Source organism: Pseudomonas sp. SWRI50, assembly GCF_014269095.1.
Taxonomy (GTDB): Bacteria; Pseudomonadota; Gammaproteobacteria; order Pseudomonadales; family Pseudomonadaceae; genus Aquipseudomonas; species Aquipseudomonas kermanshahensis.
Genome location: NZ_JABWRW010000015.1, coordinates 40677 through 61219 on the forward strand (window position 1 = coordinate 40677; position 20543 = coordinate 61219).

Here is a 20543-nt window from a genome sequence, read left to right on the forward strand (position 1 = left end):
CACCGCGTTGGCCGGGCGGCTGCGTTAACCCATTACCTCAACGCCGCCAGAAGCCGCGCAGGGCCAAGTACGCTGGCAGGCCCAGGCCGACCCAGGACAAGCCGTCCCACGCGCCGTCGCCCAGCAGTGCAGCGAACAGGCCTAGGGCACCGAGCAGGGCGATAAGTGCCGGCCAGGCGAAAATCTTAGTGGTCGATCGCGACGCGTGGCTCATGCCTTGGCCTCCCGTGGTTTACGCTGCTTGCCCCACCACAGGTACAGGCCGCTGCCGAGCACGATGAGGGTCAGCACGTCGAGCACCGCCCAGAGGATCTGCATGGGGCGCCCGCCGTAGTCACCGAAGTGCAGCGGCTGCGACAGGCCCATGGCGTCCATGTACCAGGGCCGTTCGCCGACGGCGGTTACTTGCAGGGTCTGCGCATCGATCAGCACCGGGGTGAGCAGGTGCGAGGTCAGGTGCGTAGCGCCTTTCATGAACACGGCGTAGTGGTGCTCGCTGGAAAAGCGCGTGCCGGGGAAGGCGATGAAATCCGGGCGCATGCCGGGCGCCGCGTGCTCAGCGATGGCCAACAGGCGACTGGCCGGGGCGCGTTCGGTGAGCGGCGGGGCATCACGGTAGGGGGCGACCATGGCGGCCAGGCTGTCGTTGCGCCAGGCGGCGATGACCAGGTCGGAGAGTGCGCTGATCACACCGGTGACGCCAACCGTCAGCGCCCAGGCCAGGGTCACCACGCCGATCAGGTTGTGCAGGTCGAGCCAACGCAAGCGGCGGGACTTGTCGTGGCGCACCGTGGCGAAATCCAGGCGGCGCATGAACGGCGCGTAGAGCACGGTGCCAGAAACGATCGCCACGACGAACAGCACGCCCATGAACGCCAGCAGCAACTTGCCAGGCAGGCCGGCGAACAGGTCCACGTGCAGGCGCAGCATGACCATCATGAACCCGCCGTTCGCAGCCGGCATGGCGACGGCTTCGCCGGTGCGGGCGTCGAGCATGAAGGTGTGCGACGCATTGGGTTCGGTGCCGGCGGTCGCGGCTGTGATTGCCACCACGCCGTTGCGCTCGTCCTCGTCGTAGCCGAAGTACTGCATCACCTCCCCTGGGCGGTGTTGCTCGGCCTTGAGCACCAACTGTTGCAGGTCGAGGTGCGGGGTGCCGGCGGGCATTTCGCGCAGTTGCGGTGCATCGCCGAGCAGGTGTTCCAGCTCGTGCTGGAAAATCAGCGGCAGGCCGGTGAGGGCCAGCACCATCAGGAACAGGGTGCAGACCAGGCTGCTCCAGGTGTGGATGAAGGACCAGCGGCGGATGGTTGAGCTTTTCATTTCATTTTGTTTCTCGACGTCCAGAAAGACCAAAGCCGCCCCCTGAAGGACGGCTTGGCCGGCGCGCGTGGGTTGTCAGGTCATCACCATTTGTAGGTGGCGCTGGCAACGACGCTGCGCTCATCGCCGTAGTAGCAGTAGTAACTGTCACAGGTGGAGAGGTAGTCCTTGTTGAACACGTTGGTCGCGTTGACCGCCACCGACGCGCCTTTGAGGCTGTTGTTCAGGCGGCCGAGGTCGTAGTGCACCGAGGCATCGAACACGGTGTAGGCATTGGCCTTGCCCAGGTAGGTGTTGGCCTGGTCGCCATAGGTGTTGCCCGTGTAGCGCGCGCCACCGCCGATGCCGAAACCGTCAAGCACGCCGCTGTGCCAGGTGTAGTCGGCCCACAGCGAGGCTTGCTGGTTGGGCATCAGTTGCAGGCGGTTGCCTTTGTAGTCGCCCTTTTGCACTTCGGACTTGGCCAAGGTGTAGGCAGCAGTCAGCTTGAGGTTTTCGCTGACGTCGGATACCGCTTCCAGCTCCAGGCCGCGCACTTTCACTTCGCCAGTCTGGCTGGTGACGCTCACGTTGCCGATGGTGTTGGTGACCGAGACGTTTTTCTGGGTCAGGTCATACACGGCTGCCGACAGCAACGTGTTGGAACCTGGCGGTTGGTATTTGATACCCAGCTCCCATTGCTTGCCTTCGGTCGGTTTGAACGACTCCGTGGCAGACACGGCGGCATTGCTGACCGGCTGGAACGACTCCGCATACGACAGATACGGTACAAAGCCCGAGTCGAACACATAGCTGATCGCCGCGTTGCCGCTGAATTGCTTGTCACGCTGGGTGTTGGTGGCATCGCCCTGGTTGAGGTACTTGGTGCCGGTGTGCACCCAGTCTTCCCGGCCACCCAGGGTCAGGCGCCAGTTGTTCAGTGCCATCTGGTCCTGGACATACAGGCCCGTCTGACGGGTTTTCTGGTTGTAGTCATAGAACGCCGTGGAGCGATCCGGGCGGGTGATCGGCAGCCCGTAAACCGGGTTGTTAACGTTGCTGTTCGGTACGTTGAAGCCGTAGATCGACAGGTAGTTGGTGTTGACGCGCTGGTGGTCCAGGCCGATCAGCAAGGTGTGGGTAATGTCCCCGCTGGCGAAGTCAGCCTGGAAGTTGTTGTCCACGGCGAATTGGCTGATGTCTTCGTCGACGTTGGTGGACATGCGGCTGACAGTCCCATCGTCTTGTACTGGCCCACCGCCCTCGTAGTAGCTGCCGGGGGTGATGGTCTGGAACGCCAGGTCCGACTTGGTGTAGCGCAGGTTTTGGCGGAACTGCCAGACATCGTTGATGCGATGCTCGAAGGCATAGCCCAGCGCGTAGTAGGTGCGGTCGTAGAACTCGTAGTCCGGATCGCCCAGGTTTTTGTGGTGGGAGATCTTGCCGAACGGCATGTCGATCTTGGTGCCCTGGATCGGCCGAAACTGGCTGGTGGCGCCGGTATCGTCGCGGGTGAACTGGGTCAGCAAGGTCAGCGAGGTGTCGTCGTCGATGTTCCAGGTCAGGCTCGGGGCGATGTTGTAGCGCTTGTCGTCGATATGGTCGATCTGGGTGCCGCCATCGCGGATCACGCCACTGACGCTGTACAGGAACTGACCTTGGTCGTCGATTTTGCCGGTGCTGGCGAAGTTGATCTGGCGGTGGTTGTCGCTGCCGTACTGCAGTTCGATTTCGTGGGTGCTTTCAGCTTGTGGGCGACGGCTGACCATGTCCAGCAGGCCGCCCGGTGGGGTTTGCCCATAGATCGAGGAAGCCGGGCCGCGCAGCAGTGCGAGGCGGTCGAGGTTCCAGGTTTCAGCTTTCGGGTTGGCGTACACGCCACGGGGCAGCGGCAGGCCATCGAGGAACTGGGTCGGCTCGAAGCCACGCACGCGCATCCAGTCATAGCGTGTGTCGCTGCCGAAGCTGGCAGACACGATGCCGGGCATGTAGCGCACGGCATCATCCAGGCTGTGCACGCCGCGGTCGGCCATTTGCTGGCGTGTGGCAACAGAGATGGAGCGGGGGACTTCGACCAGCGCGGTATCGGTCTTGGTGCCGGCGGCGGTGCGCTGGGCGAGGTAGCCCTCTACCGGGCCCCAGGCGCTTTCGCTGACGCTGTCGGCGTTCACGGTGGTTTCCGGCAGTGCCAGGGTGCCGTCCGGGACGGCCACCAGGCTGTAGCTGCCAACGCTGCTCTGCTGCAGCTGCAACCCAGTGCCGCGCAGGGCGGCCTGCAAGGCGCCGATGCCGTCGTACTGGCCGTTGACCGGGGCCGAGGTGCGGCCGCTGACCAGGGCCGGGTCGATGGCCAGGGCGATGCCTGATTGGCTGGCGATCTGGTTGAGGGTGCTGGCCAAGGGCGCGCTAGGCAGGTCGTAGGCGCGCTGGGCGGATTGCTCGGCGGCGAACAGGGCAGGGCTGGCCAGCGGCGCGGCCAGGCCAATGGCCAGGGCCATCAGGCTGGGGCGCAGGATACGATCGACAGTACGGGACATGCAGCGGCTCCAAGACGGATAAGTGCTAACTGCTTCCTTGCCGAGCGAGATTTCAAAAGTGACAGGGCTTGTCGAAAAAAAAGTAAAAAGACTTCAAGAACCGGCGATGCCCGTTCAAACGCCATCCGCTGTAGGAGCAGCCTTGTGCTGCGAAGAGGCCAGTGAAAGCAGCGAAGATCCACTGTGTTGTCGCGGGCCTCTTCGCAGCGCAAGGCTGCTCCTACAGTGCATTCGCGCCATAACAACAGATCACTATTTGGCCTTGACGGTCACCCACCACGGCGTATGCCGCTCGATCTGCACCGGCAGTGCCGGCTCCAGCGACGCCAGGGCTAGGTCGGTGTCGGTCAGCGGGAAGCTGCCGGTGACACGCAGGTCGGCAACTTCGTCAGCCACCCCGAGATGGCCGCTGCGGTAATGCCCAAGCGCGGCCAGCAAGTCAGCCAGGCGCACGTTGTCCACCACCAGCATGCCGCGGGTCCAGGCATCGGCGCCGACGGCGACTGTGCCGACCTGGCCAAGCCCGTTGGCATCCATGAGCACCTGCTGGCCTTCGCGCAACACCTGCTCGTCGCCACTGTTCAGCGGCATGGCCGCAACCGAGGCCTGCAGCACTTCCAGGCGTGTGCCCTGTGCCTCACGGCGTACCAGGAAGCGTGTGCCCAGCGGGCGCAGGCGACCGTCGTCGGTGCGCACCAGCAGCGGGCGTGGGTCTTGGTGGCCGGTCTCGACCGAGATCTCGCCCTGGTGCAGCACGATCACCCGTTGCTCGCCTTGGTAGTCGATATCCACCGCGGTATGGGTGTTTAGGCTCAGCAGGGTGCCGTCTTCCAGGCGCAGGGTGCGCAGCTCGCCGGTGGCGGTGCGTTGGTCGGCCAGCCAATAGTTCGGTGACAGCGAGGGGGCGCCGACCCAGGCCAGCAGTGAGCCCAGCAGCAACATCCCGGCCAGGCCGCTGCCAACCTTGCCGATGCGCCGCCGCAGCCCGGCCCGCGACTGCAGCAGTGCCTGGCGCGCAGGCCCGGCAGCGGCGCTCACGCGCTGGTCGAGGCTGCCCAGTTGGCGCCAGGCGCGGGCATGCTCTTCGCTGGCGGCGTGCCAGCGCATGAACGCGTTGCGCTCATCAGGCGTGCCGCTGCCTTCATCCAGGCTCAGCTTCCAGGCGATGGCCGCTTCCAGGACGCGGGACGATACCGGTGAGCCGTTCACGTCGGCTCCCCGTACAAGGCCACATAGCACTGGCGCAGGCCTTGGGCGATGTACTGGCGTACCCGCGATACCGAAACGCCAAGGCGCTCGGCGATTTCGGCATGGCCCATGCCGTCCAGGCGGTTGTACAGGAAGGCCGCCCGCGCTTTGCTCGACAGTTTGCCCAGCAGACGGTCGATGGCTTTGAGGTCTTCGAGAATCAGGTGCTGGGTTTCCGGGGAGGGGTGTTCGGCTTCGGGCAGCAGGGCGAGTTCGGCCAGGTAGGCCTGCTCCAGCGCGGTGCGGCGGAAATGGTCGAACATCAGCCCTTTGGCCACGGCGGCCAGAAAGGCGCGTGGCTCGCGGGGCGTTTCCAGCCGATCACGGCCGAGCAGGCGCACGAAGGTGTCCTGGCTCAGGTCTTCGGCACGCTGACGGCAGGCCATGCTGCGTTGCAGCCAGGCGAGCAGCCAACTGCGATGGTCGCGGTAAAGCGCACCGACCAGCTCGGCGTGTGGGCTGTGTGCAGAAGACAAGCAGCGTCCCCCCGGAACGAATGCATTAACTAACGATAATTATTCGCGATTGTTGCAGAGGCAGGGGGCGGGGCGCAATGGACGCTTATCGGATTGCCACTATGGTGGGGGCGCTGCCGGGTGTAATGATTGGGTGATTTGGCGCCTGTGAGATCGAGCGCCGCCCGCGCGGCGCATCGCGAGCAACGCTCGCTCCTACGTTTGTTTCGGGCCAATTATTCCTGGGGCATATGCGCGCGACCGCTTTGTATGTTCGACGCGATAACGCGCCATGCGCCAAGGCGGTCGCGCGCGCCTGTCACAGGCGTTACTGGCCAAAAATAAACGTAGGAGCGAGCGTTGCTCGCGATGCGCCGCGCGGGCGGCGCTCGATCTCACAGGCGCAACAACACTCAAGCCCTACAAACCGTGACTATGCACCTTACGCCGACGCCACCCCCGCAACCGCTGCTCCAGCTGCAACGGGCTGTCCAACTGCTGGCGGCGGGCCTGGCTGAACAGGATCAAAGCCAGCTCAGCAGTCACCTGAGCATCGGCACTGGCATGGTGGCGCTCTTCCACCTGCAGGCCAAAACGCGCAACCCAGTCATCCAGCCCGGCTTCGCGCAGCACCGTGTCGGGGTTGAGCATCGGCGCCAGTTCGGCAACATCGAGAAACGGCAACTGCAGGCGATAGCCCAGGCTTTCTTTCAGCGCGCGGGCGAGCATGCGCTGGTCGAAGGGCGCATGGAACGCCAGCACTGGGCTATCGCCAATGAAGTCGAGCAGGTCGAGCAAGGCCTCGACCGGGTCGCAGCCGGCCGCCAGGGCACTGGGCCCCAGCCCGTGGATCAACACGCTGGCGTTGGTCTTTTGGGTCGGGCGGTACAGGGTGCGTTCAAACTGCTGGGCAAAGTCGATGGCGCCGTCTTCGATGGCCACGGCGCCAATCGACAACACCTGGTCACGGTTGGGGTTGAGGCCGCTGGTTTCCAGGTCCAGCACCACCCAGCGCTGTTCACGCAACGTGCACACCCCCAGCGCCGACGGCTTGGGCAACTGCGCCAGGCGCTGGCGCGAGGCGTCGTCCAGGTCGGGCATGCTGGGGCGTAGCCAGGCGAACAGGCTCATAGCTGGTACCGCAAGGCCAGGCTGCTTTGCAGGCGCTGCGCCTGGCGCAGCGACTCCCGCAGAATGCGCCGGTCCAGGTGGTTGAGGCTGTCTGGGTCGACGCGGTTGGAGTAGGGCAGGTTATCGCGTGTCTGGCGCTGGTGCTGCTGCATGCGGGTTTGCTGGATGAAGTGGTAAGCCTCTTCATACGCTGCGCCGTCGAGTGGCTCGATGACGCCTTTCGTCACCAGTTGGCGCAAGCGCTCGAGGGTGTTGCAGGCACCGATGCCATTGGCCAGGGCCAGCAACCGCGCGCCATCGACGAAGGGCGTCAGGCCCTGCACCTTGAGGTCGAGGGTAGCGGCCTTGTCATTGCCTTGGCGGGTCAGCACGAATTCACGCAGGCGGCCCACGGGTGGGCGCTGGCGCAGGGCGTTGTCGGCCATCATGCGCTGGAAGAGGCGGTTGTCGGCCACCTGCGCCAGCAGGCTGTGGCGCAGTTGTTCGCAGCCTTGCTCGTCGCCCCAGACCACACGCAGGTCGAAATAGATGCTCGAAGCCAGCAGGTTTTCCGGGCTGGCCTCGCGGACGAAGCCGGCAAAGCGCTGTGCCCATTCGCTGCGTGACAGGCACAGCTCGGGGTTGCCGGCCATGACATTGCCCTTGCACAGGGTAAAACCGCACTGGGCCAGGCATTGGTTGATGTACTGCGCCAGTGGCAGCAGGCGGGCGCGGACCGCGTCGGCTTCGGCGCTGTCGCGGGCTTCGAACAGGATGCCGTTGTCCTGGTCGGTGTGCAGGGTCTGCTCGCGCCGCCCTTCGCTGCCGAAACACAGCCAGCTGAAGGGCACGCCTGGGTCGCCGCGCTCGGCCAGGGCCAGTTCGATGACCCGGCAGACGGTGTGGTCGTTCAGCAGCGTGATGATCTGGGTGATCTGCGTCGACGAGGCGCCGTGGGCGAGCATGCGCTCGACCAGTTGGCTGATTTCACCGCGCAGGGAAACCAGGGTTTCCAGGCGTGGTGCATGACGAATGGTACGCGCCAGGTGCACCAGGTCGACCCGTTGCAGGGAGAACAGGTCACGTTCGGAGACCACCCCGCACAGGCGCTGGTTGTCCACCAGGCAAACATGGGCGATGTGCCGCTCGGTCATGGCCATGGCGGCGTCGAAGGCGCTGGCCTGCGGGCTGAGGTAGAACGGTTTGGCGGTCATGTGCTGCTCGATCGGCGCACCCAGGTGGGCATCCGCGGCGGCTACCACCTGGCGCAGGTCGCGCAGGGTGAAGATGCCGATCGGGTAGCGTGCGGGGTCGACCACGACAATGCTGCCGACCTGCTGCTCGTGCATCAACCGCACGGCGTCGCGCAGCGGCATGTCGGGGCTGCAGACCACCGGGTGACGCATGGCCAGTTCGCCCAAGGGGGTATTCAACGAGTACTGGGTGCCGAGGGTTTCCACGGCACGTTGGCGCACTTGCTGGTTGACCTGGTCGAGCAGGCTGCTGACCCCGCGCAGGGCGAAGTCGCGGAAAGCTTCCGACAAGGAGAACACGCGGATGAACGCGGCCTTGTTCAGTTGCAGACAGAAGGTGTCCTCACCGGCCAGGTGCTCGGTGCGGGTGGCACGCTCGCCCAGCAGCGCGGCCAGGGGGAAGCACTCGCCGCTGGTGATCTCGAAGGTGGTTTCCACCCCGGGTTTGACCAGGTGCTGGCGCTCGCCCACGACGCGCCCCTGCTTGACGATGTAGAAGTGTTCGACCGGGCCATCGGCGGGTTTGACGATGCTTTCGCCGCTGGCATAGAAGCGCAGCTGGCACTGCTCGACCAGATACGCCAGGTGGCCGTGCTCCATCTGGTTGAACGGGGGGAAGCGCTGCAGAAACTGCAACGTGCCTTGTATGTTCTGTAGCACAGCCGTCCTGCCCGCCTGGCTGTAGGCGTCCTTTTTACTCATGAAGCTGACCGTATCGCTACGCCGAACTATATATATCTATATATAGGTGCCGGCCTTGTTGTTCTCGGTCCCCATGGTCGGCTGGCTGCGCTGTGGTGCCCATTGGACGTAAGTCTATGAGCGGCGTGTGATCAATATCGCAAGATGCGGTCTTACCGTGAGCACGACTTTTTGACGAGATGACCATGGTTGAGCATGACGACCTCCTGAGTGACGCCGAACGCGAGGCACTGGCCGTGGTAAGTGCGCCTGTTGCGCCCCGACCGGTGGTGCTGGTGGTCGATGACAATGCCGTGAACAGGAAGGCGCTGAGCTACTACCTGAAAAGCAGAGGCATCGATTGCATGACGGCCGATGGTGCTCTGGAAGCGCTGTGGAAGCTGCACTGGGAACCCAGAATTGCCCTGATGATTACTGATCTGCGCATGGAACCCAAGGATGGAATGGCGTTGATCCGGCAGATTCGTGAGTCGAGGTGGGCTGCGTTGTCGATCATCGTGGTGTCGGGTGACACCGATGTGAAAGAGGCGGTGGATGTGATGCACCTTGGGGTGGTGGATTTTCTGCTCAAACCTGTGGATCTGGAGAAACTGCTGAGGTTAGTGAAGCAGGAGTTAGGGCTCAAGTAGGTCGGTTGCTTGTGCCATAGCATTCGCGGGCACGCCCGCTCCCACAAGTACCCCACTGCATGCGAGCTGAGTGGGGTACCTGTAGGAGCGGGCTTGCCCGCGAATGGGCCGCGCAGCGGCCCCTTGCGATTTACAGCCCGTTACGCGCCTTGAACTCGCGACGACGGCGGTGCAGTACCGGCTCGGTATAACCGTTCGGCTGCTTGCCACCTTCGATCACCAGCTCCACAGCCGCCTGGAACGCGACGTTATCGTCGAAGTTCGGCGCCATCGGGCGGTACAGGGCATCGCTGGCGTTCTGCTGGTCAACCACCACCGCCATGCGCTTGAGGCTTTCCAGCACCTGCGCCTCGCTGACCACGCCATGGCGCAGCCAGTTGGCCAGCAACTGGGCCGAGATGCGCAGGGTGGCGCGGTCTTCCATCAGGCCGACGTTGTTGATGTCCGGCACTTTCGAGCAACCCACGCCCTGATCGATCCAGCGCACCACGTAACCGAGGATGCCTTGGGCGTTGTTGTCCAGCTCGTTGCGGATCTCTTCGTCCGACCAGTTGGTGTCGGCAGCCAGCGGGATGGCCAGGATGTCGTCGACCGACGCCGGGGTGCGCGTAGCCAGCTCGCGCTGACGTGCCTGCACATCGACCTTGTGGTAGTGCAGGGCATGCAGGGTCGCGGCAGTCGGCGAAGGTACCCAGGCGGTGTTGGCGCCGGCCAGCGGGTGAGCGATCTTCTGCTCAAGCATGGCGGCCATCAGGTCGGGCATGGCCCACATGCCTTTGCCGATCTGCGCACGGCCTTGCAGGCCGGTGGCCAGGCCCACGTCGACGTTGTTGTTCTCGTAAGCGCCGATCCACTTCTCGTTCTTCATGGCGCCTTTGCGCACGACAGCGCCGGCTTCCATGGAGGTGTGGATTTCGTCACCGGTGCGGTCGAGGAAGCCGGTGTTGATGAACGCTACGCGCTCGGCGGCGGCCTTGATGCAGGACTTGAGGTTGACCGTGGTGCGGCGCTCCTCGTCCATGATGCCGACCTTGACGGTGTTGCGCGGCATGCCCAGCAGGTCTTCGACCTGGCTGAAGATTTCGGCGGCAAAGGCCACTTCTTCAGGGCCGTGCATCTTCGGCTTGACGATGTACACGCTGCCGGTGCGGGTGTTCTTGCGGGTGGTGTTGCCGTTGAGGTTGTGCAGGGCGATCAGGTTGGTGAACAGCCCGTCCTGGATGCCTTCCGGGATTTCGTTGCCCTGGGCATCGAGGATCGCCGGGTTGGTCATCAGGTGACCCACGTTGCGCACGAACAACAGCGAACGACCGTGCAGGGTGACGCTGCCACCGTTAGGCGCGGCGTACTCGCGGTCTGGGTTCATGGTACGGGTGAAGGTCTTGCCACCCTTGTTCACGCTTTCAGCCAGGTCGCCTTTCATCAGGCCCAGCCAGTTGCGGTAGACGATGACCTTGTCATCGGCGTCTACAGCCGCAACCGAGTCTTCGCAGTCCATGATGGTGGTCAGTGCCGATTCCATCAGGATGTCTTTGACGCCGGCGGCATCGGTGCTGCCGACCGGGGTGCTGGCATCGACCTGGATTTCGAAGTGCAGGCCGTTGTGCTTGAGCAGCACGGCGGTCGGCGCGGCGGCGTCACCGACGAAGCCGATCAGTTGTGCGTCGTCACGCAGGCCGCTGTTGCTGCCCCCCTTGAGGGCGACCACCAGCTTGCCGCCCTGGATGCTGTAGGCGGTGGAGTCGACATGCGAGCCCGCAGCCAGTGGCGCGGCTTCGTCGAGGAAGGCGCGAGCGAAGGCGATGACCTTGTCGCCACGCGCTTTGTTGTAACCCTGGCCTTTCTCGGCGCCGCCTTCATCGCTGATGGCATCGGTGCCATACAGGGCGTCGTAGAGCGAGCCCCAGCGGGCGTTGGCGGCGTTCAGGGCGAAACGGGCGTTCATCACCGGCACGACCAGCTGCGGGCCGGCCATGCGGGCGATTTCTTCGTCCACGTTTTGTGTGGTGGCCTGGAAATCGTCGGCTTGTGGCAGCAGATAGCCGATTTCCTGGAGGAAGCTTTTGTAGGCTACGGCGTCATGGGCCTGGCCTTTGCGTGCCTGGTGCCAGGCGTCGATCTTGGCTTGCAGCTCGTCGCGCTTGGCGAGCAGGGCTTTGTTCTTTGGAGCGAGGTCATTGATGATCTTCTCTGCACCTGCCCAGAACTGCTCGGCGACGATGCCGGTCCCTGGGATGGCTTCGTTGTTCACGAAGTCGTACAGGACCTTGGCGACCTGAAGGCCACCGACTTGAACGTATCCAGTCATTGCTTGCCTCACTCTGCTCAGCTATTTCGCTCTTCTGTATTAAGCCTGTAGCGCTTCTCTAAACACGGCACCAGTGCATGCCCTGGGTGAATGAACCCTAGGGCGGCTGGGTGCGGCCTGCCAGACGGGCTGGCGGGCAGTGTGCGTATTTTCACAGGCGCCTTGGCAGACATCCAAACGACGTTTTGTAGTCCGCGCCACGGGATACTACATGAAGCAGTAGGCGGGGCAAAATCAGACTAAAAGCGTCGTTGTGCGACCCGTTGGTCGCGTATGGTCACGCTGGGAGTGGGTATGTTCGCAAAAAACAGGTGGATTGTTCCAGATAAATCTTGAAACAGTACACGATTCGTTATGTCGATTGCCCTGCGGCAGGTTGCCGCGCCTTGCCTATACTCAATCGATCCCCCGGTTTATCGCCGCCCAGCGCGGTTCGACGCAGAGGAAGGGCTTGTGGATCATCTTGTACTCACTGTGATTGCCCCTGACAAGGCCGGGCAGGTCGAACGCATTGCCCAATGCATCGCCGACCACAGCGGCAACTGGCTGGAAAGCCGCATGTCACGCATGGCCGGGCAGTTTGCTGGCATTTTGCGGGTGGCGGTGCCGGCAGAAAATTACACAGAGCTGGTGGCGTCGTTGCAGGGCTTGGCGCGGTATGACATTCGCGTGCTGATTGCCGAGAGCGGCATCGAGCCCTCGTGCACCTGGAAGCCGATCGCCATGGAGCTGGTGGGCAATGACCGGCCGGGGATCGTGCGTGATATCACCCGGCTGCTGGCCGAGCTTGGGGTGAACCTGGAGCGTTTTACCACCGAAGTGCGGCCTGCACCGATGAGCAGCGAGCCGCTGTTTCATGCCAATGCGCTGTTGGCCTTGCCGTTGACGTTGTCGCTGGATGAGCTGCGGCAACGGTTGGAGAGTTTGGCGGATGATTTGATGGTGGAGTTGGAGTTGCGGGCGGAGGATTGATTTGAGATTGCCGGGTCCGCTTTGCGGCCCATTCGCAGCACAAGGCTGCTCCTACAGGTACCGCGCAACCTCTGTAGGAGCAGCCTTGTGCTGCGAATGGGCCGCGAAGCGGACCCCAGGGTTATCCCCCATTTCACAGGTACGGCCCTGTGGATAACCTGGGGGCGCACCTCTCCAGCCCAGGTAACATGCGCCTTGCAAGGTTTTGATCAAAAAACGCCCAATAATCAGCAGCTTGTGCACAAAGCACGGGGACGAGGGTGTGGATAACCTCTGGAGATGTCTCTGCAGGCCACGAACTACATGGGCTGCAGAGTTTTGATTATTTTTTGATCAAGCGCGTTTGCGCAAATTCAACCAGGCATCGACGCTATAAATCGCCAAACCCGCCCAGATGAACATGAACGCCACCAGGGTGCTCGACGACAAATGCTCGTCAAACAGCAACACTGCCTGCAGCAACACCAGCGTCGGCGCCAGGTACTGCAGGAAGCCCAAGGTGGTATACGGCAGGTGGCGTGCGGCGGCGTTGAAGCACACCAGCGGTACTAGGGTCACTGGCCCTGCCGCCATCAACCACAACGCTTCACTGCTGGTGTAGAACGCGCCCTGTGCGCTCAGGGCAGCGGGGTGCAGCAACATCCAGCCAAGGGCCAGCGGCACCAACATCCAGGTTTCCACCACCAGGCCCGGCAGCGCTGCCACCGGCGCCTGTTTGCGGATCAACCCATAAAAGCCGAAGCTCAGCGCCAGCACCAGCGACACCCAGGGCAGGCTGCCCACTTGCCACACCTGCTGGGCCACCCCCACGGTCGCCATGGCCACCGCCAGCCATTGCAGGCGGCGCAGGCGCTCGCCGAGGATGAGCATGCCCAGCAACACGTTGATCAGCGGGTTGATGTAGTAGCCCAGGCTGGCTTCGAGCATGCGGCCGTTGTTCACGGACCACACATACGTCAGCCAGTTACCCGCGATCAGCGCGCCGCTCAGGGCGAGGATGGCCAGCCTGCGCGGGTTGTTGCGTAATTCGCGCCACCAGCCAGGGTGCTTCCATACCAATAGCAGCAACGAACCGAACAACGCCGACCAGAGCACCCGGTGGACGATGATCTCCACGGCGGGGACGCTCTGGATGGCCTTGAAGTACAGGGGGAACAGGCCCCAAATGATGTAGGCGCTGAGGCCCAGGATGTACCCGCGTTGCGGGTTTGCGGCGTGCATGCAGAATCCTTGCTTAGGTAGCTAAATAAAGCGACGCCTATTGTAGACAGAGGTCAGCACACATCTAGAACAATTTCAGCGGTTGTTCATCGAGGGCCGCCATCTGCTCGCGCAGTGCCAGAATTTGGTCGCCCCAGTAGCGCGGTTGGCCAAACCAGGGGAAGCTGCGCGGGAAGGCCGGGTCGTCCCAGCGACGGGCCAGCCAGGCGCTGTGGTGCAATTGGCGCAAGGCTCGCAAGGGCTCGATCAGGGGCAGCTCGCGTGGGTCGAAGTCGTGGAACTCGTTGTAGCCGTCGATCAGCTCTGCCAGTTGGCCGAGGCGTTCCTCGCGGCTACCAGCGAGCATCATCCACAGGTCTTGCACCGCTGGGCCCATGCGGCAGTCGTCGAGGTCGACGACGTGATACACCTCGTCGCGATGCATCAGGTTGCCGGGGTGCAGGTCGCCGTGCAGGCGCATCACCTTGTGCGGGGTGCGCGCGTAGATGTCCTCGACCCGCTTCAGCAGGTCGCGGGCGACGGACTCAAAGGCAGGTAGCAATTCCCGCGGTACGAAGTTGCCCTCAAGCAGGGTTTGCAGTGACGCGTGGCCAAAGTTGTCCACAGCCAATGCTTCGCGGTGCTCGAACGGGCGTGTCGCGGCCACGGCGTGCAGGCGGCCGAGCAACTGGCCGAGGCGATACAGCTGGTCGAGGTTGCCGGGCTCCGGGGCATGGCCGCCGCGGCGGGGGAACAGGGTGAAGCGAAAACCCTGGTGCTCGAACAGCGTGCGGCCGTCGTGCTGGAGAGGCGCGACCACCGGCACTTCACAATCGGCAAGCTCAGCGGTGAAGCGGTGCTCTTCGAGGATGGCCTCATCGCTCCAGCGGCCTGGGCGGTAGAACTTGGCGATCAGCGGCTGTGAGTCTTCGATGCCCACCTGATAGACGCGGTTCTCGTAGCTGTTCAGCGCCAGGATCCGGGCGTCGCTGAGAAAGCCAATGCTTTCCACGGCGTCCAGGACCAGGTCGGGGGTGAGGGTAACGAAAGGGTGAGACATGAAGGCTCCGCAGGGGCATGGGGCATAGCGCCCGCATTGTAATGACGCTCTGAGCGCCCAGCGTCCCCCAATCGGTTCGCAGGCGCAAGCGATCGAATAGGCACGCTGACCCGCCGGGTACCTAGCATTTCTGCCAGTACCCACAAAAAGGATGCTGGCTTACTGTCCTGCTCATCGCTCTCGCATATCGGCAGTTGCGCACGAACGGTTCATAGATCCCGGGTTCGCTTGGTCATATCGGCCACTGGAGCACCGGGGCGGTTGTCACCTGCGCATGTGCGCGGAGTGGCTTCGACAAGGAGAAGATTCATGCGCCGTCTTGCTGCGTTCGGTCTTGCTGCACTGCTGATAAGCCTGGTGGGATACATGAGCCTCGCACCTTCGCAGGAGCGCTCGAAAACACGACAGGCAACGCCTGAACAGTGCCAAGCGCCTGCCTATGAAAAGCCCGCTGCTGGAGAAACCCCCTACAGCCAGGACAGTTTGGTGACCAATGTTGGCAGGGCCTTCCAATGCAAAAACGACAGAGAGGGTACTGTCGGTGCCTGGCAGTGGTGTAATCAGCCACCTTACTCCCCCGGTGAGGCATTCAACGGTAGCGACCTCTGGCGCGATGCGTGGAACGACCTTGGTGCTTGTAATGCTCAGCCCCAGACCAACACCCTGGAACTGTCATTCACCACAGTGGCGGGCAAGGTACCGTTCACGGCATCGGCGCAAGGGGTCGGGCCGGCAGGGCGGCGCAACCTTGAGGTCAGTGGCGTGCTGCGCTGCAAAAAAGAGACGATTCCGTTCTCGGGGCGTTCTGATGAAGTGCTGACTTTGCCTGACCTTCCTGCCTGCAAGTACGACCTGATCATGAACGAAGCGCAGGGTTACCTGCCGCTGACCACGCCTACCCAGGTCGAATTCAAACCTGACACGCCAGAAAAGATCAGCTTCGAGGTCAAGTTTCGCCAGCCACTGGACCTGAGCAGGCTAGTAACGCTGCCAGGTGTGAAGGTGGAACTGTTCGCCAGCGGCTTGTATCAACCACGGCAGATGGCGATGGGCAACCGGGTGCTTTACGTCGGCTCCAGTGCCATCCCCGTCTACACCTATGAAGCGCGCACGGCCGGGTTCATCTATGCGATCCCGCTGGACGAGGCCGGTAAGCCAACAGGGGTGTACTTGCTGGCCTCAGGGCTGGAAGAGCCGCATGGCGTGGTGTACCGCGATGGCGACCTGTATTTCTCGACCTCCGGCAAATTGTATCGGGTGCGCAATGTCGATGAGCACTATCGTGATGCTAAGCCTGAAGTGGTGATGAACTTCCCCGCCGACGACACCGCCTTCCCGCTTGCCCGGCCTGGTCAGCGTATCTGGCACCAGAAGCATCCGTTGCACTTCAACCCGATTGATCCATTGGACAAGGGTCTTTATACCGCCGTCGGTATTCCCTGCAATACCTGCATCATTCCGCCAGATGGGCGTTACGGCACCGTCTTGCGCTATGACATCGAAAACGCCACCTCGCGGGTGCTGGCCAGAGGCGTGCGCAACGCGGTCGGCTTCACCTGGCACCCGGACGGCAAGATCTGGTTCACCGATAACAACCGGCAGGGCTACCTGAACTCCGACGAAGTCAACTTGATCAGCCAGGAAGGGCAGCATTTCGGCGTGCCATATTTCTACGGCCGCGATGTGCCTGGGTTTACCCAGGAGGAATACCAGGAGCCAGGCTCTATCGTGCCGCCATTGGCCGATGGGGCGATCGTTTCGGACAAGCCATTGCACCTGCTCAAGCCTGAAGATTATCAGGCGCCCGCCTATGAACTGGGCAGCAACACCGCACCGCTGGGCATCGAATTCTGGAACGGGTTCTACAACGACGCCGCCAATCTCCAGCGCCTGCTGGTGGCCGTGCATGGCACAGGGATCAAGGCCAGCCCAGGCATGGAGCTGCGCATGCTCACAGTCAAGGACGGACGTGAGGTTATCAACCAGATCCCGCTGGTAACGGGTTGGGGAGGCTCGACAGAACACTTCAATGTGTATTGCCTGGACGATTCGTGCCTGGGTCGCCCAGCCGACATGTTGCCATTGAGCGACAACTCGCTGCTGGTGTCCGACGACTTGGCCGGGGTGATCTACCGGATCACCTTCGACTCCACGCAAGTGATAGGCAAGAGCCTGCTCAAACTGCAACCCACTGCGGCGCCAAGCCCCGAGGTACGGCCACTGATGATCAGTGGCACGCTCAAGGGCAGCGATGGACGCAGCCGGCGTTTCGATGTCGCCTGGGGTGAGTCGCCACTGAGCATCAAGGGCCTGGCTGCCGGCACGTATACGGTCACGCTGGACAACGTCGGTGAGCTGATACCCAGCCAGCGCCAGCAGCAGGTGACGCTGAGTGACTCGCCGAACGCGCAGGTCGTGCAACTCGCCTACATCGAACGGCCACCGTTCCAACCCGTCAAGGCCACCGTGGTTGCACCGGCCAAGCCTGCATTCAGTGGCGAGGCGCCGGAGCAATGGGAAGTCACCCTGATCAGCGACGGGGAGGCGCAGGTCATCAAGGTGCCATGGGGCAGATCCCATGACGTGCTGCTACCAGTCGGTGAGCACAAATTCAACTTCCCTTACTACCAGGGCGAACTGCCTGAGCCGACCCAGCAGGTCGTGAACATCGATGAAGAAAGCCGGGATGCGGTGAAGGTGCAGATGCGCTACCAGCACGTCGCCGAACTCGGCAAACAGGTTGTGGCGACCACCTGTGCGAAGTGCCACACCGTGCAGTACTTCCAGGATGCCAACAAGGCCATCAACTGGAGCCTGGCGGGCAAGGAAGCATTGGTACAGCAGATCCTCGGCATGAGCGTGAGTGGGCATTGCGATGCGTCTTGCTCGGGGCAGATTGCGGATTACTTCTATGACGAACTGTGGGCCGGCTATCTGGACCCTGGGCAAGCATACGGCAAGCGGCAACTGCGCCTGCTGACGCGTGACGAGTATGTGAACAGCGTGCACGACCTGTTTGCCGTGCACGTGCAGGCCGATGCGTTGCCGGCCGACAAGTTTGATAAAGCGTTCAAATACGTCGGGGAGGCAGATCTGGGGATGATCAACGCCGAAGACCTGAAGACGCTGTATGACGTGGCGTGGAATGTGGCAGGCAAGGTCGACCCGCAATGGCTGGCTCAGCAGAGCGTCGAAAGCCTCGGCCATCGCGTCTTCCGACGGCCACTGAGCCCGGATGAGTTGAGCCGTTATGAGGCCGTGAAGGCTGACCATGATGATGCCTCGCTGGTCGCAGCATTGCTGTTGTCACCTCACTTCCTGTACCGCTCCGAATTGGGCGTAACAGATGGCCGGACATCCGGCACCTATCAGTTGACCGCCAACGAACGAGCGACAGCGCTTTCTTACGCAATGCTGGGTACCACGCCGAGTGAAGAGCTCATGCGCAAAGCCGAACAAGGCCAGCTCGAGACGCCCGAGCAGATGGGGGCGCAGGCTCAGCAGATGCTGATGAGTGAGCAGGGCATCGCACAGTTCAACCGCTTCATCAGCTACTACATCAAGACCAGCCGCGATATCCAGGAAAAGCCCGGGCTGGCGCCTGAGGTCATCCAGAGCATGCGACAGGAGCAGGCACGTCTGGTGGGGGAGGTGCTCAAGAGCGGCGGGGCATTCAATGCACTGTTCAACCCTGGGTATACCTTCCTCAATCAAAGGTTGGCAGAACAGTACGCGATTGCGGGCGTGACCGGCGACGACATGCGCAAGGTCACGGTCGATGAACGAAGGGGTGGGCTGTTGCACCTGGGCGCTACCCAGGCGGCCACCTCTGACTACCAGGCTACCTCTCTGGTCAAGCGCGGCATCATGATCCGTGAGCAGCTGCTGTGCCGGGAGTTCGGTGCGCCGGTCGATGCCGACCCGCAAGAGCCGCAGTATCCGCCAAGGGCGATCACAACCCGCGAGCGTTGGGACCTGGTCAACGGCGAGCAGGCCTCGGAGGGCCGTTGCTGGCAGTGCCACAAGTACATGAACGACACCGGTTCCAGCATGGAAAACTACGATGCGTCCGGGCGTTATCGCGAAACCGAGCCGGCTTACAACCATGCGCAGTTCCCGGTGCAGGTGAACATTGATGCCGCAGGGCCGTTCATCAGCAACACGGGCCTGGAGAACTGGGCAAGCGTCCACAACGTGCGCGATATCGCTCGGCTGCTGCCCACTAACCTGACGGCGCAAACCTGCATGGCCGACAGCTATTTCCGTTTCATGTTCGGCAACAAAGTGTCTGCAGGGTCGGTGGGCACGTTGAAGGCTGCCGCCGAATCGCTCAAGACCAACGGTTCGTTAATCCAGATGATTCGCGAGCTGGCTACCTCACCTGTGTTCCTCAAGCGCCAAGAGGAGAATTGACATGGACATCCTGAAGAGCCGTCGGCGTTTCCTGATGCAATTGGCTGCGGCGGGTACGCTGTTGCCGCTGAGCAGCAGTGGGTTTGCGAAGTACCTGTTGCAAGAGACGAAGGAGCAGCCTCAACTGAAGGTAGTGTTCTTCGTCGTGCCGGATGGGCTTGCAGTCGACTCCTACAGTGGGAGCGCGCACAACAGCGATGGCTTGTGGTTTCCTAAGGCCGCCCGGAGTGCAGATACCGATACCGGTGATTTCACACTCAACCTAGTCAGCCAGGAACTGGCGGATTATCGCAGCCAGTCGCTTTACCTGCAGGGCTTGATCCTGGGGCCTGGTAACATTGGCCATGATGGATGGAAATTTGTCTTGCGCGATACGTCAGGAAGCAAGAGCTCTATCGATAGAGTGCTTGGTGATGCCATGCCAGGTACCCAACCCAGCCATCGCAGTCTGTTCGCCGGGCCTCATGCCGGGATCGACAACACGCCCTGGTACGTCTCGTGGGACGACAACAAGATCAGAACGCCGCAGCAGGACCCGGTGCGCCTGAACGAATCGGTATTTGGCGGCACCGCCCGCGCGGTACGCGACCTCCAGGTGCGTAACGCCCATGTATTCGACCCGATCCGCGCTGATATCGCCGAGCTCCGTGGGCGTCTGGCCGGTGCCCAGCGAGAGAAGCTGGTCACCCATCTTGATTCGCTGGAGCAGGTGGTCAAGGACATCGAAGGTGCGGTGCCTTCAGACTGCGGGCCACTGACGCTGGACCAGCACCCCATCAGTTCGGCGCAATTCCGTAACCAGGTGCAGCAAAGCCATCATAAGGTTGTGGCGGCAGCGCTGGCCTGCGGGGTGACCCGTGTCGCAACCGTGCAGATTGGGCGTTCGGCGGAGTCGCTGAACATTCTTGATGTGAGTGCCAGCACCAACCCCCATGATTGCGCTCACCGTTATGCTGGCGAGAGAGAATGGCGGGAGTCAAGGCAATGGTATGTGCGACAGGTGAAGCTGTTCATGGACGAGCTCGCCAAATACGATGACCCGCATGTGCCTGGCGACAAACTGCTCAAGCACACGTTGGTTGTACTCACCAGCGAGATGGCCGACGGTGCTCCGGAGCACATGGTCGATATGCCGCTGGTACTGATGGGGGGCGCCAGCGGGCTGCTAAATGTTGGTAACGGCAACGGTCGCTATTTCAACATCAAGAGCCAAGGTGATCGTTCGCACTGGGCCAAGGGTAGCTTGGTTGACATGCAACGCATATGGTCGACCATCGCGCTAGCGGCGGGCACCACGGTGCCCTATCCCGGCGATGTGTCGCCGGTGACAGGGATCTTCAGCAACGTGTCTTGA

The 20543-nt window shown here is 62.4% G+C and carries 14 protein-coding genes; 4 read left to right on the forward strand and 10 right to left on the reverse strand.

Annotation, left to right across the window (positions count from 1 at the left end; all coding sequences use genetic code 11):
* Positions 1 to 37: 37 nt before the first annotated feature.
* From HU750_RS16755 to HU750_RS16785, 7 genes are all read right to left on the reverse strand, one after another.
* Positions 38 to 214, reverse strand: coding sequence for a hypothetical protein (locus HU750_RS16755; protein ID WP_172960334.1), 177 nt, complete (start codon positions 212 to 214; stop codon positions 38 to 40).
* Positions 211 to 1323, reverse strand: a complete 1113-nt coding sequence (locus tag HU750_RS16760) for a PepSY-associated TM helix domain-containing protein (RefSeq protein ID WP_186681295.1) — start codon at positions 1321 to 1323, stop codon at positions 211 to 213. The genes HU750_RS16755 and HU750_RS16760 overlap by 4 nt, the downstream gene beginning before the upstream one ends.
* 83 nt (positions 1324 to 1406) lie before the next feature.
* Entirely contained in the window at positions 1407 to 3839 is a 2433-nt protein-coding gene (locus HU750_RS16765) for a TonB-dependent siderophore receptor (RefSeq protein ID WP_186681298.1), read from the reverse strand.
* Positions 3840 to 4091: 252 nt separating this feature from the next.
* Positions 4092 to 5048: a FecR domain-containing protein gene (locus tag HU750_RS16770; RefSeq protein WP_085274052.1), complete on the reverse strand. Its 957-nt coding sequence runs from the start codon at positions 5046 to 5048 to the stop codon at positions 4092 to 4094.
* Positions 5045 to 5563: an RNA polymerase sigma factor gene (locus HU750_RS16775; protein WP_099428143.1), complete on the reverse strand. Its 519-nt coding sequence runs from the start codon at positions 5561 to 5563 to the stop codon at positions 5045 to 5047. The genes HU750_RS16770 and HU750_RS16775 overlap by 4 nt, the downstream gene beginning before the upstream one ends.
* 399 nt (positions 5564 to 5962) lie before the next feature.
* Complete coding sequence (locus HU750_RS16780; RefSeq protein ID WP_027594338.1) at positions 5963 to 6673, reverse strand: 3'-5' exonuclease; 711 nt, start codon at positions 6671 to 6673, stop codon at positions 5963 to 5965.
* A complete protein-coding gene (locus HU750_RS16785) occupies positions 6670 to 8607 on the reverse strand; it encodes a DUF294 nucleotidyltransferase-like domain-containing protein (RefSeq protein ID WP_186681300.1) in 1938 nt (645 codons plus the stop codon). The genes HU750_RS16780 and HU750_RS16785 overlap by 4 nt, the downstream gene beginning before the upstream one ends.
* Positions 8608 to 8786: 179 nt before the next feature.
* Here HU750_RS16785 and HU750_RS16790 point away from each other — a divergent pair, with 179 nt between their 5' ends.
* Entirely contained in the window at positions 8787 to 9236 is a 450-nt protein-coding gene (locus tag HU750_RS16790; RefSeq protein WP_225874407.1) for a response regulator, read from the forward strand.
* Positions 9237 to 9366: 130 nt separating this feature from the next.
* Here HU750_RS16790 and HU750_RS16795 read toward each other — a convergent pair whose 3' ends face one another.
* A complete protein-coding gene (locus HU750_RS16795) occupies positions 9367 to 11544 on the reverse strand; it encodes a malate synthase G (RefSeq protein ID WP_186681302.1) in 2178 nt (725 codons plus the stop codon).
* Positions 11545 to 11997: 453 nt separating this feature from the next.
* On the opposite strand from HU750_RS16795, the gene HU750_RS16800 reads away from it, so the two are divergent.
* Positions 11998 to 12516 carry a glycine cleavage system transcriptional repressor gene (locus tag HU750_RS16800; protein ID WP_027594342.1) on the forward strand — a complete coding sequence of 173 codons (519 nt, stop codon included), beginning with the start codon at positions 11998 to 12000 and terminating at the stop codon, positions 12514 to 12516.
* 333 nt (positions 12517 to 12849) lie between these two features.
* Here the strand turns inward: HU750_RS16800 and rarD are convergent, their stop codons facing one another.
* A complete protein-coding gene (gene rarD, locus HU750_RS16805) occupies positions 12850 to 13737 on the reverse strand; it encodes an EamA family transporter RarD (RefSeq protein WP_186681305.1) in 888 nt (295 codons plus the stop codon).
* Between the two features lie 64 nt (positions 13738 to 13801).
* A complete protein-coding gene (srkA, locus tag HU750_RS16810) occupies positions 13802 to 14776 on the reverse strand; it encodes an SrkA family protein kinase (RefSeq protein WP_186681307.1) in 975 nt (324 codons plus the stop codon).
* Positions 14777 to 15085: 309 nt separating this feature from the next.
* Here srkA and HU750_RS16815 point away from each other — a divergent pair, with 309 nt between their 5' ends.
* Both HU750_RS16815 and HU750_RS16820 read left to right on the forward strand, forming a co-directional pair.
* Positions 15086 to 19189, forward strand: coding sequence for a DUF1588 domain-containing protein (locus tag HU750_RS16815; RefSeq protein WP_186681309.1), 4104 nt, complete (start codon positions 15086 to 15088; stop codon positions 19187 to 19189).
* A gap of 1 nt (position 19190) precedes the next feature.
* Positions 19191 to 20543: a DUF1552 domain-containing protein gene (locus HU750_RS16820; RefSeq protein ID WP_186681311.1), complete on the forward strand. Its 1353-nt coding sequence runs from the start codon at positions 19191 to 19193 to the stop codon at positions 20541 to 20543.